The organism is Streptomyces sp. NPDC086989 (genome assembly GCF_044745505.1).
GTDB lineage: Bacteria > Actinomycetota > Actinomycetes > Streptomycetales > Streptomycetaceae > Streptomyces.
Map to the genome: position 1 here is coordinate 656,390 of NZ_JBIVAL010000001.1, position 18,511 is coordinate 674,900.

The 18,511-nt window shown below is 73.4% G+C and carries 17 protein-coding genes; 10 read left to right on the forward strand and 7 right to left on the reverse strand.

Going from position 1 to position 18,511, the window contains the following annotated elements:
* Nucleotides 1-17 precede the first annotated feature (17 nt).
* Nucleotides 18-779, reverse strand: coding sequence for a GntR family transcriptional regulator (locus ACIPK4_RS03055; RefSeq protein ID WP_402308879.1), 762 nt, complete (start codon nt 777-779; stop codon nt 18-20).
* Between the two features lie 150 nt (nt 780-929).
* Here ACIPK4_RS03055 and ACIPK4_RS03060 point away from each other — a divergent pair, with 150 nt between their 5' ends.
* Nucleotides 930-1,358, forward strand: coding sequence for an ATP-binding protein (locus ACIPK4_RS03060; protein ID WP_402308881.1), 429 nt, complete (start codon nt 930-932; stop codon nt 1,356-1,358).
* Between the two features lie 31 nt (nt 1,359-1,389).
* Here the strand turns inward: ACIPK4_RS03060 and ACIPK4_RS03065 are convergent, their stop codons facing one another.
* Together ACIPK4_RS03065 and speB are read right to left on the reverse strand one after the other, a co-directional pair.
* Nucleotides 1,390-3,078, reverse strand: coding sequence for a thiamine pyrophosphate-binding protein (locus ACIPK4_RS03065; RefSeq protein WP_402308883.1), 1,689 nt, complete (start codon nt 3,076-3,078; stop codon nt 1,390-1,392).
* A 29-nt stretch (nt 3,079-3,107) separates the two neighbouring features.
* Entirely contained in the window at nt 3,108-4,070 is a 963-nt protein-coding gene (gene speB / locus ACIPK4_RS03070) for an agmatinase (protein WP_119096088.1), read from the reverse strand.
* Between the two features lie 114 nt (nt 4,071-4,184).
* Between speB and ACIPK4_RS03075 the strand changes: the two genes are divergently transcribed.
* The 4 genes from ACIPK4_RS03075 (at nt 4,185) to tesB (ending at nt 8,714) form a co-directional block, all read left to right on the forward strand.
* A complete protein-coding gene (locus ACIPK4_RS03075) occupies nt 4,185-6,002 on the forward strand; it encodes a PucR family transcriptional regulator (protein ID WP_402308886.1) in 1,818 nt (605 codons plus the stop codon).
* A 155-nt stretch (nt 6,003-6,157) separates the two neighbouring features.
* Nucleotides 6,158-6,481 (forward strand): hypothetical protein, encoded by a 324-nt coding sequence (locus tag ACIPK4_RS03080; protein WP_402308888.1) that lies wholly within the window; start codon nt 6,158-6,160, stop codon nt 6,479-6,481.
* Nucleotides 6,482-6,660: 179 nt separating this feature from the next.
* Nucleotides 6,661-7,818 (forward strand): acyl-CoA dehydrogenase family protein, encoded by a 1,158-nt coding sequence (locus ACIPK4_RS03085; RefSeq protein ID WP_030297823.1) that lies wholly within the window; start codon nt 6,661-6,663, stop codon nt 7,816-7,818.
* Between the two features lie 5 nt (nt 7,819-7,823).
* Nucleotides 7,824-8,714 (forward strand): acyl-CoA thioesterase II, encoded by an 891-nt coding sequence (gene tesB / locus ACIPK4_RS03090; protein ID WP_402308890.1) that lies wholly within the window; start codon nt 7,824-7,826, stop codon nt 8,712-8,714.
* Between the two features lie 15 nt (nt 8,715-8,729).
* On the opposite strand, the gene ACIPK4_RS03095 is transcribed toward tesB, so the two are convergent.
* Complete coding sequence (locus ACIPK4_RS03095; protein WP_402308892.1) at nt 8,730-9,599, reverse strand: DUF4253 domain-containing protein; 870 nt, start codon at nt 9,597-9,599, stop codon at nt 8,730-8,732.
* Nucleotides 9,600-9,681: 82 nt separating this feature from the next.
* On the reverse strand, nt 9,682-10,143 hold the full coding sequence (locus ACIPK4_RS03100) for a MarR family winged helix-turn-helix transcriptional regulator (protein ID WP_054220795.1): 462 nt from the start codon (nt 10,141-10,143) through the stop codon (nt 9,682-9,684).
* A 78-nt stretch (nt 10,144-10,221) separates the two neighbouring features.
* Between ACIPK4_RS03100 and ACIPK4_RS03105 the strand changes: the two genes are divergently transcribed.
* Nucleotides 10,222-11,082, forward strand: coding sequence for an SDR family NAD(P)-dependent oxidoreductase (locus ACIPK4_RS03105; RefSeq protein WP_402308895.1), 861 nt, complete (start codon nt 10,222-10,224; stop codon nt 11,080-11,082).
* A 61-nt stretch (nt 11,083-11,143) separates the two neighbouring features.
* Here ACIPK4_RS03105 and ACIPK4_RS03110 read toward each other — a convergent pair whose 3' ends face one another.
* Together ACIPK4_RS03110 and ACIPK4_RS03115 are read right to left on the reverse strand one after the other, a co-directional pair.
* Entirely contained in the window at nt 11,144-11,950 is an 807-nt protein-coding gene (locus ACIPK4_RS03110; protein ID WP_402308898.1) for a phosphatase, read from the reverse strand.
* 56 nt (nt 11,951-12,006) lie between these two features.
* Nucleotides 12,007-12,585, reverse strand: coding sequence for a TetR/AcrR family transcriptional regulator (locus ACIPK4_RS03115; RefSeq protein ID WP_402308900.1), 579 nt, complete (start codon nt 12,583-12,585; stop codon nt 12,007-12,009).
* 99 nt (nt 12,586-12,684) lie between these two features.
* Between ACIPK4_RS03115 and ACIPK4_RS03120 the strand changes: the two genes are divergently transcribed.
* The 4 genes from ACIPK4_RS03120 to ACIPK4_RS03135 are packed head-to-tail and all read left to right on the forward strand — an operon-like array spanning nt 12,685 to nt 18,477.
* Nucleotides 12,685-14,301 (forward strand): carboxyl transferase domain-containing protein, encoded by a 1,617-nt coding sequence (locus ACIPK4_RS03120; protein WP_402308902.1) that lies wholly within the window; start codon nt 12,685-12,687, stop codon nt 14,299-14,301.
* A 23-nt stretch (nt 14,302-14,324) separates the two neighbouring features.
* The gene (locus tag ACIPK4_RS03125; RefSeq protein WP_402308904.1) at nt 14,325-16,379 is read left to right on the forward strand and encodes a biotin carboxylase N-terminal domain-containing protein; all 2,055 of its coding nucleotides are present in this window, start codon (nt 14,325-14,327) and stop codon (nt 16,377-16,379) included.
* Between the two features lie 11 nt (nt 16,380-16,390).
* On the forward strand, nt 16,391-17,308 hold the full coding sequence (locus ACIPK4_RS03130; protein ID WP_402309074.1) for a hydroxymethylglutaryl-CoA lyase: 918 nt from the start codon (nt 16,391-16,393) through the stop codon (nt 17,306-17,308).
* Between the two features lie 8 nt (nt 17,309-17,316).
* Entirely contained in the window at nt 17,317-18,477 is a 1,161-nt protein-coding gene (locus tag ACIPK4_RS03135; RefSeq protein ID WP_402308906.1) for an acyl-CoA dehydrogenase family protein, read from the forward strand.
* The last annotated feature ends 34 nt before the right edge of the window (nt 18,478-18,511 follow it).

Genomic DNA, 18,511 nt, shown 5'->3' on the forward strand with positions numbered 1-18,511 from the left:
CCGGCGTACGGGCCCGGCTACGGGGCGTCGAACTCGTACTCCAGTACGTAGGCAGAGGCGTCGAGGGTCATCTCGTTGACCTCGACCGCGTGGCCATCAGCGGTGTAGGCGGTACGGCAGACGAGCACCACCGGGGTCCCGGACGTGAGGCCGAGCCGGTCGGCCTCCTCCGGCGCGGGCATCCGGGAGCGGACCTCCTCGCGGAACCGCACCGGCTTGCGGCCGAGGTCCGCCAGGCGGGCGTAGATGCCGCCGGGGCCGGAGTCGGGCTCGGCGATGGCGGTGCCGGCGGTGAGGGCGGCGTCCAGATAGGAGGTGGCGAGCATGACCGGCTTGCCGTCGAGCAGAAACCTTCGGCGGCGGACACACGCACGAGCGCCCTCGGCGAGGCCGAGGACCGCAGCGATTGCCGACGGAGCCTGCTCGTCGGCGACGGAGAGGAACTCGACAACGGGCTCACGATCCTCCGTGTCGGCGGCCCAGATGGACCTTCCTTGACCCCAGACGTCGGCAGCCAGCCGCTGGATTCCCCGACGCCGGATCAGCCGGAACTCGCGTACGAAGACCCCGGCCCCCTTGCGGGCCTCGGCAAGTCCCTCGGTCTGCAGCACGCCGAGCGCTTGACGCGCGGTCATACGAGCGACGCCGTGGGCGGCCATCAGGTCGTTCTCGCCGGGCAGACGGTCGCCGGGCCCGTACCTGCCGGACCGGATGGCGGCCTTCAGCTCTGCGGCGATCCGCCGGTACTTGGGCTGCCGCCCGGAGCCGTCACTCGACATACGTCCTCCTGATCATCTCTAGACATCGTAGGCGTGAAATACGGCAGGGCTCGTGCAGCGTGAATCACGAGAGAACATCTCTAGAGAAGAGTTGACGGTAGACGCCGTCACCGCTTAACTCGACACATCTCTAGAGATGTGAGGTGCCCGGTGGAACCACCCCTTCTGCAGCAGCTCGACGCCTTCTGGCTCCTGCCCCGAACCCCGCGAACCCCCGGCTGGGCGCGCGCCTTCTTCCGGGTGCAGGCCCGTTGCTGGGGCGTCGCCCCGCAGGTCGCCGAGGCGGCCGAGCTGGCGCTGTCGGAGCTGGTCACCAACGCCGTGCGGCACGCTCGCGCACCCCGGGGCCGCGAGATCGGGGTCAAGGCGCTGTGGGGCGGCATGTGCCTGCGCGTCGAGGTCGCCGACGCCGGACCCTGGGAGGATCTGGAACCGCGGACGGACCGGCCTGACGGCGAGGACGGGCGCGGCCTCGCCGTCGTCACCGCCGTGGCCGCCCGCTGGGGCGTCGAGCCCCGCGCCCACGGCATCGGCAAGACGGTCTGGGCGGAGTTTCCCGCACCCGGCGGCGGTGCGTGAGGCGCACCGAGCACCGAAAGGAAGGGCGCGGTCATGGCAGGTGGGTCGGGGCGAACATTTTCAGGGTGGCCGGGAGGACCAGGACGGTGGGGCCCGGGGTGGTCAGGGACTTCTTCAGGTCCTCGCGGAGGGTTTGCGGGGTCGTCGTCGTTGCCGGGACACCGAAGGATTCGGCCAGGGCGGCGAAGTCGGGGCGGGTGAGTTCGGTGGCCGTCGTGCGGCCCTCGAAGGAGTCCGTCATGTACTCGCGCAGGATGCCGTAGCCGCCGTCGTCCACGATCAGCCAGGTGACGTCCAGGTCGTGCTGCTTAGCCGTCGCCAGGTCCGCGATCGAGTACATCGCGCCGCCGTCGCCCGAGACCGCCAGGACCGGGGTGCCCGGTTCCGCGACGCAGGCGCCGAGGGCCGCCGGGAAGGCGTAGCCGAGGCCGCCGGCGCCCTGCGCCGAGTGCATCGTGTTGGGGTGCTTCGCGTCGAACGCCGACCAGGCCCAGTAGGACAGGATCGTCATGTCCCAGAAGGACGGGGAGCGGGCGGGGAGCGCCGCGCGGATCGAGGTGAGGAGCTCGCGCTCCAGCGTCACGTCCTGCGCCGACAGGCGGGCCTCGATCTGCGACAGGAGCAGGCGGACGCGTTCCGGCGCCTGCGGGTCCTCGCGTTCCCCGACCGTCTCCAGGAGGGCCTGCAGGGCCAGGCGGGCGTCCGCGTGGATGCCGAGGGCCGCGTGGTTGGACTCCAGCTTGCCGAGGTCCGCCTCGATCTGGACGACCCGGCCCGTCGGGAGGAACGTGTGGTAGTTCGACGACAGTTCGCCCAGGCCCGAGCCCACCACCAGCAGGACGTCCGCGTCCTCCAGGAAGTCCGTCATGTGGCGGTCCTCCAGCCAGGACTGGAGGGACAGCGGGTGGGTCCACGGGAAGGCGCCCTTGCCGCCGAACGTGGTGACCACCGGGGCGTTCAGCCGCTCCGCCAGCTGCCGCAGCTTGCCCGCCGCGTCCGAGCGGACCACCCCGCCGCCCGCGATGATCACGGGACGCGAGGCCCGCTCCAGCCAGTGCGCCGCCAGCGCGGTGAGCTCGGGGCGCGGGGCCAGCTCGTGCGGGGTCGCGTCGACACCCGTGACCTGCGGGATCATCGTTTCCGCGCGGAGGACGTCCTCCGGGATCTCGACCCAGACCGGGCCGTGCGGAGCGGTCAGCGCAGATTCCCAGGCCTCGGCGATCACGGAGGGGATCTGCGAAGGCGTGCGCGCCGTGTGGACCGACTTGACCACGTCCCGGAACGACGCCGCCTGGTCCCGCAGTTCGTGCAGGTGTCCCCGGCGTCCGCCGCCCAGGCCCGCCACCGGGACCTGCGAGGCGATGGCGAGGACGGGGGCCGAGGCGGCGGCCGCCTCCGCCAGGGCCGGCAGCGCCATCAGGGCGCCCGGTCCGGTCGAGAGCAGCAGGGGGACGGCCTCGCCCGTGATGCGGCCGTACGCGTCGGCGGCGAAGCCCGCGTTGTTCTCCGTACGCAGCCCGATCAGCCGCAGGTCGGAGCGGCCGACCGCGTCGAAGAGGGCGAGTGCGTGCTGCCCCGGCAGACCGAAGACCGTGGTCGCGCCGAGGCCGCGGAGCGTCTCCACGACCAGGTCCCCGCCCGTCCGCCCCGGCGGCGGCGCGAGGGCGGCCGCCCGCTGGGCGTCGGTGGGACGGAGTACCAGGTCGTGGTCGTGCGTCACGTGCGCTTACTCGCCCTTCTGAGGTACTGCTACGCCTTCTTCGCGGCGGCGATCTGGCGGCTCATGATGGTCGTCAGCTCGTACGCGGTGTGCGAGGCCGCGACCGAGGTGATCTCGGCGTGATCGTACGCCGGGGCGACCTCGACGACGTCCGCCGAGACCAGGTTGCAGGAGGACAGGCCGCGGATGATCTCCAGCAGCTCGCGGGAGGTCATGCCGCCCGCCTCCGGCGTGCCGGTGCCGGGCGCGTGCGCCGGGTCCAGCACGTCGATGTCGATCGAGATGTACAGCGGACGGTCGCCGATGCGCTGGCGCAGCTGGTCCGCGACCTCGTCGGCACCGCGCCGGTAGACGTCGGCCGAGGTCACGATGCCGAAGCCCATCTTGGCGTCGTCGTCGAGGTCCTGCTTGCCGTACAGCGGGCCGCGGGTGCCGACGTGGGACAGCGCCTCGGTGTCGAGGATGCCCTCCTCCACGGCGCGGCGGAACGGGGTGCCGTGCGTGTACTCGGCGCCGAAGTACGTGTCCCACGTGTCCAGGTGGGCGTCGAAGTGCAGCAGCGCCACCGGGCCGTGCTTCTTCGCAACCGAGCGCAGCAGCGGCAGGGCGATGGTGTGGTCGCCGCCGAGGGTCATCAGGCGGGAGCCGGCGCCGAGGAGCTCGTCCGCGGCCGCCTCGACCGTCTCGACGGCCTCGTTGATGTTGAAGGGGTTCACGGCGATGTCGCCGGCGTCCGCCACCTGGGCGAGCGCGAACGGAGAGGCGTCCTGCGCCGGGTTGTACGGGCGCAGCAGGCGGGAGGCCTCGCGGATGGCGTTGCCGCCGAAGCGGGCGCCGGGGCGGTAGGAGACACCGGAGTCGAACGGGACGCCGACGACGGCGACGTCGGCCGAGCCGACCTCGTCCAGGCGGGGCAGCCGGGCGAAGGTCGCCGGGCCCGCGTAGCGCGGGATGCGGGAGGAGTCGACGGGGCCGCGCGGCTGCGTGCTCATGGGGGTGCCCTTCTGGTGGTCCTACGGTGCGGTCCTTCGAGCGTAAGCGGCGGGTGCGGGGGCGCGAAGTGTACGTTTTATCCACCGAGCGCCCTCGAACTGTACGGAGCATCCATGGCGAAGCCTGCCGGCGCCGACGGCCCGACCCCGCCCACGCCCGCGGTCGGGCTCGGGGCGCTGCTCGCGGACCGGACGCTGGACCTGCGGCTCGTCGCCGGGCCGGAACGGGTGGAGGTGCACGGGGTGCACGCCTCCGAGATGGCGGACCCGTCGCCTTATCTCCTGGGCGGCGAGCTGCTCCTCACGGCGGGGGCGGGCCTGACGGTGGGGGCGTCCGGTCCGGCCGGCGAGGGCCACACCGGGCGCAGCCCGGCCCCGGCCGGCGAGGCCGACGCGGGCGGCCCGGGCGCCGGGCCGGGCGACGCCGGCAGCGCGCCCGAGGTCGGGGACGTCACGGCCGCCTCAGGCAGCGCGGCCGGACCGAGAGGCACGGCAGACGCCGCCGCCCACGAGGCCTTGGCCGCCGGGATCGGCTCGGGGGGCCGGGATGCCGAGGAGGCCGCCGATGCGTACGTGCGGCGGTTGGTCGGGGCGGGGGTGGCCGCGCTCGGGTTCGGGGTGGCGCCGCTGCACGCGGAGGTTCCCCCGGAACTCGTACGGGCGAGTGCCCGGCACGGGCTGCCGCTGCTGGAGGTCCCGCCGCAGACCCGGTTCACGGCCGTGGCCCGCGCGGTCTGGCGCCTGATGGCCGAGGCGCGGACCCGCGAGCTGCGCCGGGTCACCGAGGCCCAGCAGGCCCTGGCGGCGGCCGCCGCCCGCCCCGACCCGGTCCCGGCGGTACTGCGCCGCCTGGCATCGAGCCTGAACGGCTGGGCCGCCGTACTGACCCCACCACTCCCCGCCGCAGACACCACGGCCGCAGGGCCCACCGAGCCCGCAGGGGGCACCGGGTCCGCTGCCGGGCCGGCAGGGGCCACCGGGGCCGCAGGGGCCGTCGAGAGTGCAGGGTCCGCAGGGGTTAGCCAGGCCGCAGGGGGCGCTCGGGCCGCAGAGGCTGCTGGGCGGGGTGGGGGCGGGGTGGGGCGTGTATCCGTCTCCGCCGGGCCCGTGCCCGGTGGAGAGGCGGTGGAGGCGCTGGTCGCGCTGGCCGGCCGGGTGGCCCCCGGCACCGCCGCCACGGCCACCGCCACCGCGGGCGGGGTCCAGCTCTCCGCCTACGCCCTCGGCGGCGGCCAGGCCCTGGGCGTGGCCACGGCCGGGCGGGCGCCCGGCGACCACACGATCGCGTCCGTGGCCGCCGTCCTGCTGGCCCTGCTCACCGCCGACCGGCCGGCCGGGGCCGAGGCCGCCGCGCTGGCCCGGCTGCTGCTGGGCGGCTCGCCCGCCGCCGCGCTGGGCGGACCCGGGCCCTGGTACGCCGTCCACGCCCGGGGTGGCACCGACCCGCAGGCCCTCGCCGCCGCGCTGGGCACCGTACTGCTGGACCCGCACGGCCCGGCCGTACGGCTGCTGACCGACCGGGACCCAGCACCGCAGCCGGGATGGCGGCTGGGTGTCAGCGCACCGGCCGGGCCCGACGCCCTGGCCGCCGCCGACGCACAGGCCCGCCGCGCCCTGGAGCGCGCCGAGGCGGCCCGCGCCCCACTGGCCCGGCACGCCGACCCCGGCCTCGCGGGCCTCGTGGGCGAGGCCGAGGCCCGGGCCCACGCGGAGGCCCTGCTGGGACCGCTCTCCCCCGCCCTGCGCGACACCGTGCGCGCCTGGCTGTCGCACCACGGCAGCTGGGACCGCAGCGCCGCGGCCCTGGGGGTGCACCGCAACACGGTCCGCCAGCGCATCGCCCGCGCCGCGTCCCTGCTCGGCCGCGACCTCGACGACCCGGACACCCGGATGGAGCTCTGGTTCGCCCTGCGCCGGGACGCCGGAATCTGACGGGCCGCGTCCCGCGGCTGCGCCGTCAAGGACGGACTCGGGCCGCACCGCAGCGGGTCGCTGCCGCGCGGCGTGGGGCGGCCTGCGTTCGCACTGCATCCCCCGCCCCACCCCGCCCCACCCCGCACCCCACCCCACCCTGAAAGGCAGTAGCCGTGCGCTCGGTCCGCCTCGCCCTGACCGCTCTCGCCTCCGGTGGCATCGTCCTGGCGGGCGCGTCCGCCGCCTCGGCCGACGACGCCTTCACCGTCTACGCGCCGATCGACAACACGTACTCGATCGTCTTCGGCGACCTGAACCAGCTGGCCGGCGGCGACGTGTTCAACGCCGGCCGCGACAACACGGTCGGTTCCCACAACGGTGCGGCCACGGCGGGCGACATCGGCACGGCGGCCCTGCCCGGGACGCAGGTCCTGGGCAACGGCACCCTGACGCGCGGCGCCGCCGGCCAGTGGACCGGCGGCATCTCCGGCACGTAGCCCCCGCCGCCGGACGGCCGACGGGGCACCGCTGCGGCGGTGTGCCGTCGGACATCACACCCGCTACCCCTTCCCCCTCTCTGGACAGCCCGCCCAACCCACCGGTAACTTAGAGGGTCTGAGCAAGCGCTTAGACACGGCGCGACAGCGCGACGGGCGACAGGATCAAGGAGGCGGCTGTGCGCCGTACCGTTTTCAACGAGGACCACGAGGCGTTCCGCGAGACCATCCGTGCCTTCATAGAGGCCGAGGTCGTCCCCGTCTACGACGAGTGGTTCGCGGCCGGCCAGGCCCCGCGCGACTTCTACTACAAGCTCGGCGAGCTGGGCGTCTTCGGCATCAACGTCCCCGAGGAGTTCGGCGGCGCCGGCCTGGACACCCACAAGTTCGAGGCCGTCCTGTACGAGGAGACCTCCCGCGCGGGCGTGAACTTCGGCGGCTCCGGTGTGCACGTGCTGCTCGCCCTCCCCTACATCAAGATGCTGGCCGACGACGAGCAGAAGAAGCGCTACCTGCCGAAGTTCGTCTCCGGTGAGGAGATGTGGGCCCTGGCCATGACCGAGCCGGGCACCGGTTCCGACGTCGCGGGCATGAAGACCACCGCCAAGCTCTCCGAGGACGGCACGCACTACGTCCTCAACGGCTCCAAGACCTTCATCACCGGCGGCGTGCACGCCGACCGCGTGATCGTCTGCGCCCGCACCGCCGCCCCGCGCGAGGACGACCGCCGCTTCGGCATCTCCCTCTTCGCCGTGGACACCAAGTCCGAGGGCTACTCGATCGGCCGCAAGCTCGACAAGCTGGGCCTGCGCACCTCCGACACCGCCGAGCTGGCGTTCGTCGACGTCAAGGTCCCGGTCGAGGACCTGCTCGGCGAGGAGGGCAAGGGCTTCTACTACCTCGGCCACAACCTGGCCTCCGAGCGCTGGGGCATCGCGTTCGGCGCGTACGCCCAGGCCGCCGCGGCCGTCCGGTTCGCCCAGCAGTACGTCACCGACCGCACCGTCTTCGGCAAGCCGGTCGCCCACTTCCAGAACACCAAGTTCGAGCTGGCCGCCTGCCAGGCCGAGGTGGACGCCGCCCAGGCCGTCGCGGACCGCGCCCTGGAGGCCCTGGACGCCGGCGAGCTGACCCCCGCCGAGGCCGCTTCCGCGAAGCTGTTCTGCACCGAGGTCGCGCACCGCGTGATCGACCGCTGCCTCCAGCTGCACGGCGGCTACGGCTACATGAACGAGTACCCGATCGCCCGCCTGTACGCCGACAACCGCGTCAACCGCATCTACGGCGGCACCAGCGAGATCATGAAGTCGATCATCGCCAAGTCGATGGGCCTGTAACCCTCTTGGCCGAGTTCGAAAAAGACGCGGCCCTGGCCGACCTCCTCGATCTGCTCGACCTGGAGCAGATCGAGGAGAACATCTTCCGCGGCACCAGCCGGACCTCCCTGGTGCCGCGCGTGTTCGGCGGCCAGGTCGCCGCGCAGGCACTGGTCGCCGCGGGCCGGACGGTGCCCGGCGACCGGCTGCCGCACTCGCTGCACTCGTACTTCCTGCGCACCGGCGACTCGGGCGCGCCGATCGTCTACTCCGTGGACCGGATCCGCGACGGGCGCTCCTTCACCACCCGCCGGGTGGTCGCGGTCCAGCACGGGCAGCCGATCTTCCACCTCTCCGCGTCCTTCCAGAAGTACGAGGACGGGTTGGAGCACCAGGGCGCGATGCCCGCGGCACCCGACCCGGAGTCCCTGCCCACGGCGGCCGAGGCGCTGCCGCACTACCGGGACGCCTTCCGCGACCCCGGCACCGTCGAGCGGCTGCTCGAAGCGCGCGGCGCGGTGGACCTGCGGTACGCGACCACCCCGCCCTGGGGTTCGGTCGGCCGGCCGACGGAGCCGCGCTCACAGGTCTGGTTCCGCACCCGGGGCAAGCTCGTGGACGACCCCCTGCTGCACATCTGCCTGGCCACGTACGTCTCGGACATGACCCTGCTCGACTCGGTGCTGCTCGCGCACGGCCGGGGCGGCTGGGCGGTCGGCGACGTGGTGGGCGCCTCCCTGGACCACGCGATGTGGTTCCACCGGCCGTTCCGTGCCGACGAGTGGCTGCTGTACGACCAGGAGTCCCCGTCGGCGGCCGCCGGACGCGGCCTGGGACAGGCCAGGATCTGGACGCAGGACGGCCGCCTGGCGGTGACCGTCATCCAGGAGGGCGTGGTCCGCGTCCCGCGCGCGTAACGCCTCCCCGGGCGGTCAGTCCCACCAGAACCCCCAGTGGGCGACGCCGGTCACCGCCTCGTCGGCGTAGGCGCGGATGCTGCCGGAGCCCTGCCAGACGTTGTCGGGGCAGAAGGCGAAGTGCTCGGCGGCCACCGGCAGGGCCGCGACCGCCGTCGGGGGCGGGGCGGCCACCGACAGGTGGAGCTCGTCGAAGCCGAGCGCCACGACCCGGGCGCCGAACCGCTCCTCCCACGAGCGCACGACGGTGGTGAGCAGAGCCGTGTCCTCCTCGTGGTTCGCCGCTCCCTGCCAGCCCATCGCGGTGGGCACGTCGGCCCCCCGGCCGGCGGGGATCAGCGCGAGCCGCGGGCCCGGCAGGACGCCGTCCCGGATCAGGTCGTCGGCGAGGGCGAGGGCGGCCTCCTCCGGATCCTCCAGCGCCACCCGCTGCTCCGCCAAGCCGGGCCAGTCGCGGCCGAAGGGGGCTATGAGCCCCGCGCCGTCGGGCCCCTCGCCCTCCTCGGGATCGGGAACCACCCCGGCCCAGAACTCGCGCAGCACCGGCTCGACGTGGTGGTCGTCGGGGTCGGACATCGAACCGGGGCGCAGCTCGTCGCGGGTCCACCAGTGCTCCAGGCCGCGCCGGTCCTGGAGGAGCACCGCCTGCAGGCCCGCGTCGGCCAGGGCGGGACGGGCGCGGCAGGCGGCCAGCGCGCCGACGCCGACCGGCTCGTCGGAGACCCACAGCAGCGGCTCCCGCCGCGCTCCGGCGCGCAGCGGGGTCCGCCGCCCGGCGGGTCCGTCGACGATCGTGCCGCGCGGCAGGTCAAGCCCCAGCGCACGGCCTTGCGGGTCCCCGGCCAGCAGGGACAGCGCGTTCTGCTTCTTCGGCGGTTTCGTCACGCCTTCGACGCTAGCCCCGGCCACTGACAACGCCCTTTGGCGGAAGGGCCGGTGACGCGCCTCAGGCTTCGGGCCTCGCGCCTCAGGCTTCGGGCTTCGCCTTGAGCTTGGCCCAGACCGCTTCCAGCGCGGCTATGTCCTCGTCGTCGAGGCGGTCGTCGAAGGCCTCGGCGAGGGCTTCCCGGCGGGTGGCGTCGGCCTCCGCGAAGGCGCGGCGGCCGGCGGCGGTGAGGGCGATGCCCACGGACCGGGCGTCCGTCGGGGAGGGGACCCGTTCGACCAGGCCGCGGGCCCGGAGCGAATCGGCGACGCGGGAGACCTGGCTACGGCTGAGCAGGGTCCTCGTGCCCAGCTCGGACGGGGCGACCGGCTCCTGCTGCACGCTCAGCCACAGCATCACCTCGAACCACGACAGCGGCAGGTCATGCCGGCGCGTGAGCGCCTGGTCGACCCGGGCGGTCAGGGTGGTTCCGGCCCAGACCAGACCGTAGAAAGCGTGGTCGCGGGGGGTGAGGCCGTCCAAGTTGAGATTCGCGTGCGCCATGGGGAAAGGATACCGGGTTGCGTGCACGTGCACACATCGTTAATGTGTGTGTGCACGCACAAATCGAGGGAGCCTTCCATGACCACCAAGACCACCGCCAAGACCGTCCTCATCACCGGCACCTCCTCCGGCATCGGCCTGGCCGCCGCGGTCGCCGCCGCACGGGCCGGCTGGCACGCCGTCGCCACCATGCGCGACACCACCCGCTCCGACGCCCTGGTCAAGGCCGCCGCCGAGGCCGGCGTCACCGACCTCGTCCAGGTCAAGCGGCTGGACGTGACCGACGCGGACTCCGTGGCCGCCTGCGTGGCCGAGGTCGTCGCCGAGCACGGGCACCTCGACGCCGTCGTGAACAACGCCGGGGCCGGCTTCGTCGGCACCGTCGAGCAGCACGGCATGGAGCAGGTGCGGTCCGTGATGGAGGTCAACTTCTTCGGCGTCGTCGAGCTCACCCGCGCCGCACTTCCCCACCTGCGCGCGTCGGGCGGCCGGGTCATCACCGTGACGAGCGTCGGCGGCGTCGTCGGCCAGCCGTTCAACGAGTCCTACTGCGCGGCCAAGTTCGCCGCCGAGGGCTTCATGGAGTCCCTCGCGCCGGTCGCTTCGGCCGCGGGCGTCCAGGTCTGCGTCGTCGAACCGGGCGCCGTCTCCAGCGAGTTCGTGAACAACGTCGGGCTCGACATCCCGGCCCTGCTCGCCCAGGCCGGTCCGTACGCCCCGCAGCTCCAGGGCTACATCAACCACGCCCTGCAGTCCTTCGGCAGCGACACCGCGCAGACCCCGGAGCAGGCGGCGGCGCCGGTCGTCGAGGCGCTGACCGCCGAGAAGATGCCGTTCCGGATCCAGACCTCCGACTGGGCCCGCACCTTCGTCGGCATGAAGCTCGCCGACCTCGACGGCTCCGCGGTCCAGACCGAGATGGGCTCCTGGCTGGGCTAGTCGGCGGGCCGGCCGGTCCGCCGGAACGCCGGCGGGGCCAGGTGAGGCCCCGCCGGTCGGGCTACAACAGGCCGGCCGACGACAGCAGGTAGGCCACCATCGGGTCGTAGAAACGCGGGTCGCGCACGTGGTCGTCCAGCGGGACCGCCACCTGGAGGGTGCCCTCCGCCTCACCGAGGAACAGCGCGGGGTCGTTGCAGTCCGCGTACCCCACCGCGTCCAGCCCGCGCTGCGCCGCACACCCCGCCCAGCCGTGGTCGGCGACGACCAGGTCCGGCTGGGGGCGGTTCGCCGCCGCCAGGCCGTCCAGGATCGCGGCCATCGGCTCCGGGGAGTGGGTGTGCCACAGCGTGGCGCCCCGTTCCAGCACGGCGACGTCGGCGAACTGCCAGACCGAGCCCTCGTCCGCGACCAGGTCCGGCGGGATCACCACGATCTCGCAGCCCGCCGCGCGCAACGCCGCCGCCGTCGCCCGGTGGACGTCCAGCAACCCGCCCGGGTGTCCCGTGGCGAACAGCACGCTCTGCCGGTCCAGGGCCGCCTTGCGCAGCCGGGCCGCCATCCGGTCCAGGCCGGAGACGGTCAGCTCCGGGTCGATGGTGTCCTGGCCGAAGCGGTGCGCGGCGTCGTCGACGACGCCGACCCGCTCCGCCATCACGGCGAGCACGTCCTGCTCGTCCGTCCAGCGGTCGCCCAGCTCCAGGCCCAGCCAGTAGTGCCGGTCGCCATTGGCGAGCTTGCGGTAGTGCGACAGGTTGTTCTCGCGCGGCGTGGCGACCTGACCGGAGATCCGGGTGCGGACCAGGTGGTCGATGAGTTCGGCGCGGTTCGGTACGGGCGTCTCTATCGGCTTCGGCATACGGCCCATTCTGCCGCCGCCGAACCCCCGTCGCCGGTTCCATTCCGACCAGCGGACGTGTCGCCTCACCCCGACAGCGCCCCGAACGCCCCGTGCGCCAGCCGCCGCAGCAGCGATTCCGTCGCCGCCCGGCCGAGCGCCGCCAGGTGCGGCGTGGAGTTGAGCAGACCGAACACGGCGTGGACGGAGACGCGCACCTCGGCCTCGGCGACCTCCGGGTGCAGTTCGCGCACGACCTCCACCCACAGCTCGACGTACTGCCGCTGGAGCTGGCGCACCAGCTTGCGGTCGGCCTCCCGCAGCCGGTCCAGCTCCCTGTCGTGCAGGGTGATCAGCGCCCGGTCGTCGAGGGCGAAGTCGATGTGGCCGTCGATGAGGGAGGCCAGCACGCGGTCCGGGTCGCCCGCGGCCTCGGCAACCCGGTGGCGGCCGCCGGTCAGCAGGCGCTCGCTGATCCCGACCAGCAGCTCGGCGAGCATCGCGTCCTTGCCCGCGAAGTGGCGGTACAGTCCGGGCCCGCTGATGCCCACCGCAGCCCCTATCTCGTCCACGCCGACGCCGTGGAACCCGCGCTCGGCGAAGAGGCGGGCGGCCTCACTGAGGATCTGCTCGCGACGGGTCGGGGCGGCCGCTCTGGTGCTCATGGGAATCCATTCTAGACAGGGCCGTTAGCGCTCGTTAACCTAGGCGGTACATGCGTTAACGCTCATTAACAGCGTGCACCGAGCAAGGGAGCTCGACCGATGCAGCAGGCACCAGTGCTGACGAGCGCCGCGGACCCGGCGTCCGAGGCCTGGCGGACCAACGAGGCCGCCCACCGCGAGCTCGCCGAGGGGCTGCGGGCCCGGCTCGACGCGGCCCGGCTCGGCGGCGGCGAGAAGGCCCGCGCCCGCCACACCGCCCGCGGGAAGCTGCTCCCCCGCGACCGCGTGGACACCCTCCTGGACCCCGGATCGCCCTTCCTGGAGCTGGCCCCGCTGGCCGCCGAGGACATGTACGGGGGCGCGGCCCCGGCCGCCGGGGTCATCGCGGGCATCGGCCGGGTCAGCGGCCGCGAGTGCGTGATCGTCGCGAACGACGCCACCGTCAAGGGCGGCACGTACTACCCGATGACCGTCAAGAAGCACCTGCGCGCGCAGGAGGTGGCCCTGGAGAACCGTCTCCCCTGCCTCTACCTGGTCGACTCGGGCGGCGCCTTCCTGCCGATGCAGGACGAGGTCTTCCCCGACCGGGAGCACTTCGGCCGCATCTTCTACAACCAGGCCCGCATGTCCGGCGCGGGCATCCCGCAGATCGCCGCCGTCCTCGGCTCCTGCACGGCGGGCGGCGCGTACGTCCCGGCGATGAGCGACGAGGCCGTCATCGTCCGCGGCCAGGGCACGATCTTCCTGGGCGGCCCGCCGCTGGTGAAGGCCGCCACCGGCGAGGTGGTCACGGCCGAGGAGCTCGGCGGCGGCGAGGTCCACTCCCGGACCTCCGGCGTCACCGACCACCTCGCGGAGGACGACGCGCACGCGCTGCGGATCGTACGGAACATCGTGGCGACCCTGCCGGAACGCGGGCCCCTGCCCTGGCCGGTCGAGGCTCCCGAGGAGCCGAAGGTGGACCCGTACGGGCTGTACGGCGCGGTGCCGGTCGACTCGCGCACCCCGTACGACGCCCGCGAGATCATTGCGCGGATCACGGACGGCTCCCGCTTCCAGGAGTTCAAGGCGGAGTACGGGCAGACGCTGGTCACGGGCTTCGCCCGGATCCACGGCCACCCGGTCGGCATCGTCGCCAACAACGGCATCCTGTTCTCCGAATCCGCCCAGAAGGGCGCGCACTTCATCGAACTGTGCGACCAGCGCGGGATCCCGCTCCTCTTCCTCCAGAACATCTCGGGCTTCATGGTCGGCCGCGACTACGAGGCCGGCGGCATCGCCAAGCACGGCGCCAAGATGGTCACGGCCGTGGCCTGCACCCGCGTCCCGAAGCTGACCGTGGTCGTCGGCGGCTCGTACGGCGCGGGCAACTACTCGATGTGCGGCCGGGCTTACTCGCCCCGCTTCCTGTGGATGTGGCCCAACGCCAAGATCTCCGTGATGGGCGGCGAACAGGCGGCGTCCGTGCTCGCCACCGTCAAGCGCGACCAGATCGAGGGCGCCGGCCAGGAGTGGCCCGCCGAGGACGAGGAGGCCTTCAAGGCCCCGGTCCGCGCGCAGTACGAGGAACAGGGCAACGCCTACTACGCCACCGCGCGGCTGTGGGACGACGGGGTCATCGACCCGATGGAGACCCGGCAGGTGCTGGGACTGGCCCTGACCGCGTGCGCGAACGCCCCGCTGGGCGACGCGGGCTTCGGCATCTTCCGAATGTGACGTGTGACGTGAGGACTTCTTCGATGTTCAGCACTGTTCTGGTCGCGAACCGGGGCGAGATCGCGGTGCGCGTCATCCGCACCCTGAGGGAGCTCGGCATCCGCTCGGTGGCCGTCTTCAGCGACGCGGACGCGGACGCCCGTCACGTGCGGGAGGCCGATACGGCCGTCCGGATCGGCCCGGCCGCCGCCGCCGAGAGCTACCTGTCGGTGGAGAAGCTGCTCGACGCGGCCCGCCGCACCGGCGCCGAGGCCGTCCACCCGGGCTACGGCTTCCTCGCCGAGAACGCCGCCTTCGCGGCCGCCTGCGCGGAAGCCGGCCTCGCCTTCATCGGGCCGCCGGCCGCTGCGATCTCCCTGATGGGCGACAAGATCCGGGCCAAGGAGACCGTGAAGGCGGCCGGGGTCCCGGTCGTACCCGGTTCCTCGGGCAGCGGCCTGTCGGACGCCGAACTGGCCGCGGCCGCAGCGGAGATCGGCATGCCGGTGCTGCTCAAGCCCTCGGCGGGCGGCGGCGGCAAGGGCATGCGCCTGGTCCGGGACGCCGCGCTGCTGGGCGAGGAGATCGCGGCGGCGCGCCGCGAGGCCCGGTCCTCCTTCGGCGACGACACGCTGCTCGTGGAACGGTGGGTGGACCGGCCCCGGCACATCGAGATCCAGGTGCTCGCGGACGCACACGGGAACGTGGTGCACCTGGGCGAGCGCGAGTGCTCCCTCCAGCGGCGCCACCAGAAGGTCATCGAGGAGGCCCCGTCGGTCCTGCTGACCCCGCAGATCCGGGCGGCGATGGGCGCGGCGGCCGTGGAGGCGGCGCGCTCCTGCGGTTACGTCGGCGCGGGCACGGTGGAGTTCATCGTCCCGGGCGGGGACCCGTCCTCGTACTACTTCATGGAGATGAACACCCGCCTCCAGGTCGAGCACCCGGTGACGGAGCTGATCACGGGCCTGGACCTGGTCGAACAGCAGCTGCGGGTGGCCGCGGGCGCGGAACTGGGCTTCGGCCAGGACGACGTCACCCTGACCGGCCACGCCATCGAGGCCCGCGTGTGCGCCGAGGACCCGGCGCGCGGGTTCCTGCCGTCCGGCGGCACGGTGCTGGCGCTGTCCGAGCCGTCCGGCGGTGCGGTGCGCACGGACTCGGGGCTGCTGGCCGGGGTGGACACGGGTTCCACGTACGACCCGATGCTGTCGAAGGTCATCGTCCACGGCCCCGACCGGGCGACGGCCCTGCGCATGCTGCGGGCCGCCCTCGCCGACACCGTGATCCTGGGTGTCCAGACCAACGCCGGCTTCCTGCGCAGGCTGTTGGCGCACCCGGACGTGGTGTCCGGGAACCTGGACACGGGACTGGTGGAGCGGGACCTGTCCGGCCTGCTCCCGGACGGCGTGCCGCCGGAGGTGTACGCGGCGGCGGCCCTGCTGGCGCTCCCCGCCGCCGCTCCCTCCCGGCCGGCCGGGGGCTCGGGGAACCCGGGCTGGGTGGACCCGTTCTCGGCCGCCGACGGCTGGCGCCTCGGCGGCACCCCGGCCTGGACGGTGCACCACTTCCGCCTCCCGGGCCGGGACCCGGTCCAGGTCCGCACCCGTCCCGCCGGGCCGGGCACCGGAACCGGTCCCGCCACGGAGCTCCTCGTGGCCGAGGGCCCCGGCGCTCCGGCCCGCGGGCGGGTCGTCAGCCGCACCCCGGACGAGGTCACCGTCGAACTGGACGGCGTCACCCACCGGTTCAGCCACGCCGCCTCCGCGGAGGGGACCTGGCTGGGCCGCGACGCGGACAGCTGGCACGTGCAGCGGCACGACCCCGTCGAGGCGGCCCTCAGCGGTCGCGGCCACGCGGGAGCCGACACCCTCGCCGCCCCCATGCCCGGCACCGTCACCGTCGTCAAGGTGGCCGTCGGGGACCAGGTGGTGGCCGGCCAGAGCCTGCTCGTCGTCGAGGCGATGAAGATGGAGCACGTCATCGCCGCCCCGCACGCCGGCACCGTCACCGAGCTCGACGTCTCCCCCGGTACGACCGTCGCCATGGACCAGGTCCTGGCCGTCGTCACCCCCGACGAGGAAGAGGAGGCGGCCGCGTGAACGGGCTGCCCATGAGCGTCCCGGCCCCCGGGCTGCCGCCCCGCGTCCGCATCCACGAGGTCGGGGCGCGCGACGGGCTGCAGAACGAGAAGACGGCCGTACCGACCGGGGTGAAGGCCGAGTTCATCCATCGGCTCGCCGCCGCCGGGCTCACCACCATCGAGGCCACCAGCTTCGTGCACCCCAAGTGGGTCCCGCAGCTCGCCGACGCCGAGCAGCTCCTCCCGCAGCTCGCCGACGTGGAGGCGCACCTGCCGGTGCTCGTCCCCAACGAGCGCGGCCTCGACCGCGCGCTCGCGCTGGGGGCCACCCGCATCGCCGTGTTCGGCTCGGCGACCGAGACCTTCGCCTCGCGCAACCTCAACCGGACCGTCGCCGAGTCCCTCGCGATGTTCGAGCCCGTCGTGGCCCGGGCGAAGGAGGGCGGGGCGCACGTCCGCGGCTACCTGTCCATGTGCTTCGGCGACCCCTGGGAAGGCGCGGTCCCGGTCCACCAGGTCGTCCGCGTGGCCAAGGCCCTGCTCGACCTCGGCTGCGACGAGCTGAGCCTCGGCGACACCATCGGCGTCGCCACCCCGGGCCATGTCCGGGCCCTCCTCGGCGAGCTCAACGAGGAGGGCGTGCCGACCGACCGGATCGGCGTGCACTTCCACGACACCTACGGCCAGGCCCTGTCCAACACCCTCGCCGCCCTCCAGCACGGGGTGACCACCGTCGACGCCTCCGCGGGCGGCCTCGGCGGATGCCCGTACGCGAAGAGCGCCACCGGCAACCTCGCCACCGAGGACCTGGTGTGGATGCTCGACGGTCTCGGCATCGAGACCGGCGTCGACCTGGCCGCCCTCACCGCCACGAGCGTGTGGATGGCCGAACAGCTGGGACGCCCCAGCCCCTCCCGTACCGTCCGCGCCCTCTCCCACAAGGAGTGAAGAAGATCATGGCCCTCGACCACCGGCTCACCCCCGAGCACGAGGAACTCCGCCGTACCGTCGAGGCGTTCGCGCACGACGTGATCGCCCCCAAGATCGGCGATCTGTACGAGCGGCACGAGTTCCCGTACGAGATCGTCCGCGAGATGGGCCGCATGGGCCTGTTCGGCCTGCCCTTCCCGGAGGAGTACGGCGGCATGGGCGGCGACTACCTCGCCCTCGGCATCGCCCTGGAGGAGCTGGCCCGCGTCGACTCCTCGGTCGCGATCACGCTGGAGGCGGGCGTCTCGCTCGGCGCCATGCCGCTGTACCTGTTCGGCACCGAGGAGCAGAGGCAGCAGTGGCTGCCGAAGATGTGCGCCGGTGAGGTGCTCGGCGCGTTCGGCCTGACCGAGCCGGACGGCGGTTCCGACGCGGGCGGCACCCGCACCACCGCCGTCAAGGACGGCGACGAGTGGGTGATCAACGGTTCGAAGTGCTTCATCACCAACTCCGGCACGGACATCACCGGTCTGGTCACCGTCACGGCCGTCACGGGCCGCAAGGCCGACGGCCGCCCGGAGATCTCCTCGATCATCGTCCCGTCCGGCACGCCGGGCTTCACGGTGGCCGCGCCGTACTCCAAGGTCGGCTGGAACTCCTCGGACACCCGTGAGCTGGCCTTCGACAACGTACGGGTGCCCCTGGCCAACCTCGTCGGCCAGGAGGGCCGCGGCTACGCCCAGTTCCTGCGCATCCTCGACGAGGGCCGCATCGCGATCTCGGCGCTCGCGACGGGCCTGGCCCAGGGCTGCGTGGACGAGTCGGTGAAGTACGCGAAGGAGCGCAAGGCCTTCGGCCGGCCCATCGGCGACAACCAGGCCATCCAGTTCAAGCTGGCGGACATGGAGATGCGCGCGCACATGGCGCGGGTCGGCTGGCGCGACGCGGCCTCCCGCCTGGTGGCCGGGGAGCCGTTCAAGAAGGAGGCGGCGATCGCGAAGCTGTACTCCTCCACGGTCGCCGTGGACAACGCCCGGGACGCCACGCAGATCCACGGCGGCTACGGGTTCATGAACGAGTACCCCGTGGCCCGCATGTGGCGGGATTCCAAGATCCTGGAGATCGGCGAGGGCACCAGCGAGGTGCAGCGCATGCTCATCGCCCGTGAGCTGGGCTTCGCCGGGTAGCGGGCCCGGCGTGCAGCCGGACGTGGACGACCGC

What these genes read in the sequence shown, in the direction of transcription:
- ACIPK4_RS03055 (WP_402308879.1), bottom strand. Translation starts at nt 779, where the DNA reads ATGTCGAGTGACGGCTCCGGGCGGCAGCCCAAGTACCGGCGGATCGCC.
- speB (WP_119096088.1), bottom strand. Translation starts at nt 4,070, where the DNA reads ATGAGCACGCAGCCGCGCGGCCCCGTCGACTCCTCCCGCATCCCGCGC.
- ACIPK4_RS03075 (WP_402308886.1), top strand. Translation starts at nt 4,185, where the DNA reads ATGGCGAAGCCTGCCGGCGCCGACGGCCCGACCCCGCCCACGCCCGCG.
- ACIPK4_RS03100 (WP_054220795.1), bottom strand. Translation starts at nt 10,143, where the DNA reads ATGGCGCACGCGAATCTCAACTTGGACGGCCTCACCCCCCGCGACCAC.
- ACIPK4_RS03105 (WP_402308895.1), top strand. Translation starts at nt 10,222, where the DNA reads ATGACCACCAAGACCACCGCCAAGACCGTCCTCATCACCGGCACCTCC.
- ACIPK4_RS03110 (WP_402308898.1), bottom strand. Translation starts at nt 11,950, where the DNA reads ATGGGCCGTATGCCGAAGCCGATAGAGACGCCCGTACCGAACCGCGCC.
- ACIPK4_RS03115 (WP_402308900.1), bottom strand. Translation starts at nt 12,585, where the DNA reads ATGAGCACCAGAGCGGCCGCCCCGACCCGTCGCGAGCAGATCCTCAGT.
- ACIPK4_RS03120 (WP_402308902.1), top strand. Translation starts at nt 12,685, where the DNA reads ATGCAGCAGGCACCAGTGCTGACGAGCGCCGCGGACCCGGCGTCCGAG.
- ACIPK4_RS03125 (WP_402308904.1), top strand. Translation starts at nt 14,325, where the DNA reads ATGTTCAGCACTGTTCTGGTCGCGAACCGGGGCGAGATCGCGGTGCGC.
- ACIPK4_RS03130 (WP_402309074.1), top strand. Translation starts at nt 16,391, where the DNA reads ATGAGCGTCCCGGCCCCCGGGCTGCCGCCCCGCGTCCGCATCCACGAG.
- ACIPK4_RS03135 (WP_402308906.1), top strand. Translation starts at nt 17,317, where the DNA reads ATGGCCCTCGACCACCGGCTCACCCCCGAGCACGAGGAACTCCGCCGT.